The sequence below is a fragment of the Pectobacterium brasiliense genome (assembly GCF_013449685.1).
GTDB lineage: Bacteria > Pseudomonadota > Gammaproteobacteria > Enterobacterales > Enterobacteriaceae > Pectobacterium > Pectobacterium brasiliense_A.
In genome coordinates this window covers 77,324-84,631 of record NZ_JACDSF010000050.1, presented here as the reverse complement: position 1 = coordinate 84,631, position 7,308 = coordinate 77,324, and the positions used below count along the sequence as shown (strand labels likewise).

The window sequence follows — 7,308 nt, the reverse complement described above, 5'->3', positions numbered from 1 at the left end:
AACGCGTATCACATTATGCGAACCTACAGATGCGTTCGCGGGAACTGGCCGTTCAACTTAGCAAATCCCCGCATCCGTAAAACGCTTTCCGGCACCAAAGGACTAAGAAAAGAAAAACCATGCTGTATTAATAAGCCCGTTATCTACCTCAAAGACGGCAATACTTTCTATAGGCTCAGCTGAAAGCCCATGAATTAACTCATGGTCAAATACCTTATTGCCTAACACGGTACGAGATACCAATTCCGCTCTCAGTTTTGGATTGTTGAATCGGTTATTCACATAAAACTCTCTCAGTGCTTCTTTTCCTACCATCGACGGCGTTTCTGCTGGCATACGGTACGCTTTGAAATCAGGTGCAAAACATGACACGAATGCATCGATGTCATGTTCGTTATAAGCCTTAAACTGTGCCGCTACGGCCGATTCTGGTGACATGGTTTCTCCCTACTATGTGTTTTTCTACTGTGTCTGAATAAATAAATTGTGTGCCAATTATTAAGAAATCAGGAAGGCTCGCGGTACGATTTATCTGGGCCTCAGAGCGTTTTCCTCTACAATGTACTTTCCAGCCCGCTTATCAGGTTCATTCCCATGCAAAGATTGACTCAGAAAGACATGACAGAAAGTGAACAACGGCAGCTTAAGACGTTACTGGATCAGGCGCGAAAAAAACACGGCCGCACACTGACCAATTCTGAGAGTAATCATATTAAAGATGATTACATCGATAAGCTGATGAAGGAACGTGAAACCGTAGCAAAACAGGCGAAAGTTGAGAAGAAGAAAAATAAGTTTAAACCTGATTCCTCAGCAACATATGAATGGTCAGCCAGTACAAACCTACGGGGCCGCCGCTAGCATTTACGTCAATGGCAGCTGTGCCCCAGGCTTGACACCATTACCGAAAAAGATGCCGAACAGCCGCAGTTCGCACGCTCTGGCTTAACACTTCCAGCGATGCAGAATGGATATTCCAACGGTGCCAATACAGACGAATATCGATAGGGTTTCCGGCTTGAAACGGTACTAATTCGCCTTTTTCCGTATGAGATGATGCCATATATTCTGGGATCATCCCCCATCCTAGCCCTCTGAGAATGGCACCGACAAAAGCCGCCGTTGAAGGAACGAATTGCTGCGGTGGTTCAATCGTTGCCGGAACCAGCGATGCTATAAACAAGGACTGTAATCTGTCCTTATTGTTAAATATCAGGAGTGGCGCTTTTTGCAAACTGTCCGCATTGATGCCATCCGCAAAGTACGTCTCGTGAAAAATCTGCGAGCAATACGCGCGATAGCGCATCGTTCCTAAATATTCCACGCCACAGCCTTGAATCGGTTCCGGGCTGGCGCTGACTGCCGCCATGACGCGACCTTCACGCAGCAAGGTTGCCGAGTGCTCCTGATCCTCGACGAGGATATCGAGCAAAATACTGGATTGGTGACAGGCATCGTCCATCGCATCCAGAAACCATCCGTCTATTGAATCCGCATTCACAGCCACTGAAAGACTCTGTCTGGCCGGCATTTCAAGCGTGCTGAAAAGCTCACTCTCCAACATATCTATCTGTTCTGCATGTCGAAGTAACGCTTGCCCCGTCAGTGTTGCTCGACACGGATTGCCCCTTACGATCAGTACCTGACCAAGCTGATCTTCTAACTGCTTGATACGTTGGCTGATGGCAGACGGTGTGACGTGGAGTTTACGAGCCGCAATTTCAAAGCTGCCGCTACGGACAATCTCCATGAACGCTCTCAGACACGGGTAATTCAGGTGCATGGTTATTTGTTCTTAACAATATCAGGATGAGTTAATCTGCCTTAATTAAAGGTTCGATACAACTTTCACAACGTGACGAATGCCATATGCGATGTTGAAGAAAACTCAGGGGGATGTAGAGCAAAAATCACGGAAGGATTGAAGATGTCACCCGGCAACCGTTAGGCTGCGGGTGACGGTGTCACTTTTATTTTAACAACGCACGAGGTGACACGTGCTGCTGTTCTAAACGAAAATGCTCTATCGCCTGCGCTAACGACATGGACTGATCTTCCAGCGAACTGGCTGCAGCCGACATCTGCTGTACCAGTGCGGAGTTTTGCTGCGTGACGCCATCCATTTCATTGACGGCAATCGTGACCTGGCTAATGCCTTTTGCCTGCTCATCAGATGCCGTAACAATCTCACCGATGATACTTTGCACCGAGCTGACGGCGTGTGTCATATCCTGCATAGTTTTACCAGCGTCGTTCACCAGTTTAACGCCGCTTTCAACGCGCTGGCTGGATTCCTCAATCAGGGCGGCAATCTCTTTCACCGCGCTGGCGCTGCGCTGTGCCAGACTGCGAACTTCCGATGCCACAACGGCGAATCCTCTTCCCTGCTCGCCCGCTCTCGCCGCTTCTACTGCGGCGTTCAGCGCCAGAATGTTGGTCTGGAAAGCAATGCTGTTAATCATGGTGGTAATATCGCCAATCTTCTTCGCACTCTCATCAATCTGCGACATCGTCTGAACCACCTGACTGACCAACGATTCACCGCGCTGAGCAATCTTCGTGGCATTCTCTGTCAGCGTCGTGGCCTGATGAGCATTGTTGGCATTGTGTTTCACCGTTGCGGTAATCTCTTCCATACTCGCCGCGGTTTGTTCCAGCGCAGCAGCCTGCTGTTCCGTACGCGATGCCAGGTTGAGGTTACCGCTGGCAATTTCCGCTGCGCCTTGTCGCACGGAATCACTGGCGTCTTTGATCTGTCCGACCACCTGACGCAGTTGTGATTGCATCGTATTCAGCGCGAAGAACAGGCTGTTACGATCGTTGGGTTGCACGTCAATCACATTACTCAGCCGACCTTCCGCAACAGCCAGCGCAATGGTGGCTGCTTCGCGTGGTTCGCCACCTAGTGGTTTAAGCACTTTACGGCTGAACACCCAGCCCAGCAGTGCGCTCACCAACAAGATACTGATCACCATCATGATGACGGCATTCATTAACTGGCGTTCAGAAGCCGCCATCACCTGACTCACAGGGACAACAATGGCTAAATGCCATTTATCTGTGCTGTTGCCGATAATAATGGGTTGCCAGGTAATCAGTGCTTCTTCGCCCAAAATGGCATCGTCGTGTTGTACCACTGAGGACGTGAAATTGTCCGTTGGCCCTTGCCAGGCTTTGCTCGTCTGGGATTTATCCGGATAAGAGATGACTTTACTCTCACTGGATAACAGCATCGCGTAGCCGCCGCCTTCCCAAGGCTTAATCTGGTTAACTTTTTGCTGTAATGACGCAAGGGAGATATCTGACGTAACGACGCCCCACATTTTTCCCTGACTGACTATCGGTGCGGCGACTGACGTCAGTAGCGTAGGTACGCCGTTGTAAGCATAGGAGTAGGGCTCGATGAGCGTATCTTTCTGGCTTTTTTGCGGCACTAGGTAGTAATCGCCCTGGCCGGGAGTCAGGTAGGACTGCAGAGGGTGCATCTTGTAATTACCCGCCTGATCGCGGTCAACAAACCAGGCGTAGCGGCCTTTGGGTGCCTGACCAGGCTGATCGGCAAACTCAGCATCACGACCGTCAAACACATTCTCTTCAAAAATGACTGAAATCGAGAGGTATTCTGGGTTATCCCTCAGGGCACTTTCCATCATTTTATCGACCACTGCACGGTCTTTAATGCCTGCAGCGGGCAAGGCAACTAGCCCTTGTCCGAGGTTATGCGCCACATCCCGGGCGTAGTTGAGTTCCTGTTGAATTCTTAATGCTTCGCTTTGGGCTATTTGCTGTAAGTAGCGTTCGGCCAGAGATTTTTGTTCCTTACTAGACTGCCAACTGAGCACTCCAATAGTGAGAGCGAAACCGAGTGCGATAGTTAATGCGCCAGTTAGCAGCATTTGGGCGCGGGTACTCATTGGTTTTTTTTGTATTAATTGTTTGGCCATTATGGCTCCCCTAGAGTTGATACTTATCGTAATCAACATTCCGTTGCAATGAGCGCCTACTATTTGTTTATCGGCGTCTTTTTTTTGAACTTTAGTTACACAGATGTGAACAAGAGAGTGGCATCAGGGGGCTGTGGCCGTTGAGGTATACTTACCCTATTCCGCTTGGTTAATGGCGGTCTGATGATGGGGTCGGCTCCAGGTTTTTGTGCATGTTAAAACCGGTGATTTGGAAGCCATTTTTTTCATATAACGCCTTGGCTACCGAATTATGTGCGGCTACCCTTAGCCCGATTTCACCCATACCTAATGCCGTGAACGCGATGTCCATCGCGGCAAGCGAGGCTTTACCAAAACCACGGCCCCGCCATGCAGGCAGAAGACAAAAATCAGAAACCCAAGCTGCGTGTTCTTTCAGAACTACCCACAAGTAACCAATGATGACGCCTGCATTATCTGAGGAATAAATGCACCATAACTTATTAGCTCTCGTGTGAACGCCCTGCGGTAGCGCAATATCGATCGATTGCGTGGCGATCGCTCTCGCCTTTTCCACGTCATATCCCCGGGATTCTTGTAGATCCTGAGCATATTCAAGAATAAAAAATTGGCGATATTCGGGGTAATCCCCCTCAGCCATATCCGTTAAATTTACCATTGTGTTCACTTTCCCAGTTCAGATTAACGGCCAGTCTCGCAACCGTGATTTATCACATCACTTATACCGGCAGCATGGCGATGTGTCGCCAAGAAAACCCAGTACAGCGGAAGCGGCGCTCCCCTTAGCTGGCAATTCTGACGGTCATAACGTTTATAATAAAAAACCGCCAGTGAGTGCGATCCCACTGGCGGCTTTATAGTAAACGAAAAGCGGCTTAGCCTCTCAATTTACTGTGGTATTCGCCTTTCAATGTGTTGATTTCAGCTAATACCGCTTTGGCTTCGCTCAGTTTACCGGCATCCGCCAGAGCCTGTGCGCTGTCCACTTTTTGCAAAATCTTATCCAGACCTTCAACATAGGCTTTTCTGTCTGGGCCATCGGCAGGCTGTTTGGCGAAATCAGGTGGCACCTGCGTTTTAGCGTGCTCGACGTGCCCACGGAATGTGCTTAGCGCGGTTTTCAGCGCAGCGGCATCGTCCGCTTTAGTCGCGGCGGTATAACTTTTCTGCATACCCCGCATGTCTTCCGACGTGGTGGCGTTTGCCAAAACGGGGGTCAGCAAACTACCGGCCAACAGCACAGAAAAACAGATCTTGGTCATTTTATTCATCTTGAACTCTCGCTTGTGTTCCACAGCACGACATACTCAGATAACCTGACCACCACAAACCGGCCAGCCCAATATTGCTCTTGTTATATTGCGTCCTACGCCATAGCCCGTATCACGCAGCGATGACAATGCTAATTTTATGGTTATTATCGTAAAGATGTTAAATTATTTTTAATCGTTTCGTTGTTTTTAATTGTGCAAATGTAAAAAAACTTACCGACACGACGCCGATAAGCCTTTTTATCGGAACAGCCTGACTCAGCAGTTTGTTCTTAGTCCAACTATTCGCGCACTTAATTCAACTGATAGGCCAGCGTAATCTCCACCTTGAGCACGTTGGACACTGGGCAGCCCGTCTTCGCTTTTTGGATGATGCTATCAAACGTCGCTTCATCAACACCCAGCAATTTCACCGTACTGTGCAGTGAAATTTTGGTGATGGCGAGCCCGCCATCGACTTTATCCAGCGACACATCCGCCATGGTATCGATCGACTCAGGTTTATACCCTTCTTCGCCTAACTCCTGCTGTCACCCTGCTACTTCCCGTTTCCCACTTTTTCTATTGCTCAAATATTTGTTAGTTTTATCACTTCTTTAAGCGTTTGATTCGCCATCATTCGCACTACAGTATACCCTGTCGCAGATTACACTCTATTTTCTGCTTTAGGCATCATTACAAAAGGTCTCTTTTGCGTGGCAAAATTATTTTTACGTAGTGGAAGTTTGGATGATTTTCTGGCGTTGGGTGAGAACGGGCAGCCAGTTTACGCATCAGCACTTCAATTGCGGGAAACGTTACGTCTCAGAAAACAACAGCAGATTGCCGATTGCCTGGCGATTCCCCAACCCAACGAGCATGGCGACCGCATTGACTGGTATTCGCCGGTTGACGGTAAAGTCACCTCCTGGATTGCCGCGAGTGAAGAAGAACGAGAAAAGGCGCTGGCGTTACTGGAAACTTATCAAGCTGCGGTGGCCGACATCAGCCAGCGTGCGCAAAATGCAGAAAAAGCAGGGCAGAAACTTTTTGGTGTCCTGCTGGCAAAAGCGATACAGTTCCCTGGCGCGAACCACGTCTATTTGGTTGATGGCAAACCCGTCTTAACGTTCTGGGGCTTCGTCAATCTTGATAAGAAATCCCGTCTTGATGCATTGGACTGCCTGCGACCTGTCATCAAGGAAGCGGACCCGCTTTTTGTTGCACCCATCTCCGCAGCAAGCACACCAACACTGCCGCTGATTGAACCCGTTTCCGAGCCTAAACCTGAGCCACAGCCGGTCAGCCAACCAGAACCTATCGAGCCCGCGCCAGCCGTCGCCGCGGCGGTACCCGCTCGCCAGCCGTTTTTCCGCCTGTGGTGGCTGTTACCTGCCGCCGCGCTGTTAGCGATTTTGTCATTGCAAATACGTGGCTGCGTGTCAGGACAAGACGACAAACCAGCATCCGATTTAGCCGCAACGGTCAAGCCAGAAAAACGCGCCCTGCCATCTTCTACTCCGGCTGAACCTGCGCCGCAGCAAGAAAGCACATCTGTTCCACCTGTCGCAGAAAAAGAGGTCGTGAAAGCCACTGAGCCATCCGTCGCTACGACACCAGTTGTTGCTGCACCTGTAGCAGAAGCGCCTGCGGTCACGGAACCAAAAGAGCCTGTTGAGCCGCTGGCTGAGCCCGCTGTTGAGCAAGTGCCAGCGATTCCTGCGGGCAAAGATGATCTCGTCATGCCAGCCGACGAGGTGAAAATCGGCTCCATCAAATTCCTGAACGGTAACTGGCGCGTCATTGTTGATGGCAAAGCGCCGATTACCGGCAGGCCGCCTAGCCTGCGCTACCAGATTCAAAATGGAAAAGGCACGGCACGTATCACTCATGGTGACGGTGTCACGTGTCGCGCTAACGTTGAGGCCGGATTAATGAGCTCTGGCAATCTGATTATCAACAGCCGTTCCGGTGCCCGCTGTTCCGATAATTCTCGTTTCCAAATGCCAGAACTGGTCTGTAAACAAGGCGCTTCCGGCGCTGCGGCGGAGTGTATCGGTCGTTACGACACAGACACCGTTTTCCCGATGACGATAAAGCGCGAGAGTAAATAA

At 49.9% G+C, this 7,308-nt stretch carries 7 protein-coding genes and 1 pseudogene; 2 read left to right on the top strand and 6 right to left on the bottom strand.

What is annotated here, in order from left to right; translation table 11 throughout:
• Positions 1 to 102: 102 nt before the first annotated feature.
• Positions 103 to 438: a nuclear transport factor 2 family protein gene (locus H0248_RS18280; protein WP_180786997.1), complete on the bottom strand. Its 336-nt coding sequence runs from the start codon at positions 436 to 438 to the stop codon at positions 103 to 105.
• Between the two features lie 156 nt (positions 439 to 594).
• Between H0248_RS18280 and H0248_RS18275 the strand changes: the two genes are divergently transcribed.
• Positions 595 to 861: a DUF3811 domain-containing protein gene (locus H0248_RS18275; protein ID WP_180786996.1), complete on the top strand. Its 267-nt coding sequence runs from the start codon at positions 595 to 597 to the stop codon at positions 859 to 861.
• 40 nt (positions 862 to 901) lie between these two features.
• On the opposite strand, the gene H0248_RS18270 is transcribed toward H0248_RS18275, so the two are convergent.
• From H0248_RS18270 to H0248_RS18250, 5 genes and pseudogenes are all read right to left on the bottom strand, one after another.
• Positions 902 to 1,783, bottom strand: coding sequence for an HTH-type transcriptional regulator ArgP (locus tag H0248_RS18270; RefSeq protein ID WP_180786995.1), 882 nt, complete (start codon positions 1,781 to 1,783; stop codon positions 902 to 904).
• Between the two features lie 187 nt (positions 1,784 to 1,970).
• Positions 1,971 to 3,944: a methyl-accepting chemotaxis protein gene (locus H0248_RS18265; protein WP_180786994.1), complete on the bottom strand. Its 1,974-nt coding sequence runs from the start codon at positions 3,942 to 3,944 to the stop codon at positions 1,971 to 1,973.
• 169 nt (positions 3,945 to 4,113) lie between these two features.
• Positions 4,114 to 4,602, bottom strand: a complete 489-nt coding sequence (locus H0248_RS18260; RefSeq protein ID WP_180786993.1) for a GNAT family N-acetyltransferase — start codon at positions 4,600 to 4,602, stop codon at positions 4,114 to 4,116.
• A gap of 217 nt (positions 4,603 to 4,819) precedes the next feature.
• Positions 4,820 to 5,215, bottom strand: coding sequence for a cytochrome b562 (locus tag H0248_RS18255; RefSeq protein ID WP_180786992.1), 396 nt, complete (start codon positions 5,213 to 5,215; stop codon positions 4,820 to 4,822).
• Positions 5,216 to 5,508: 293 nt separating this feature from the next.
• Positions 5,509 to 5,736, bottom strand: a pseudogene (locus H0248_RS18250) (OsmC family protein); the annotation flags it as partial.
• 174 nt (positions 5,737 to 5,910) lie between these two features.
• Here H0248_RS18250 and H0248_RS18245 point away from each other — a divergent pair.
• On the top strand, positions 5,911 to 7,308 hold the full coding sequence (locus H0248_RS18245) for an SrfA family protein (RefSeq protein WP_180786991.1): 1,398 nt from the start codon (positions 5,911 to 5,913) through the stop codon (positions 7,306 to 7,308).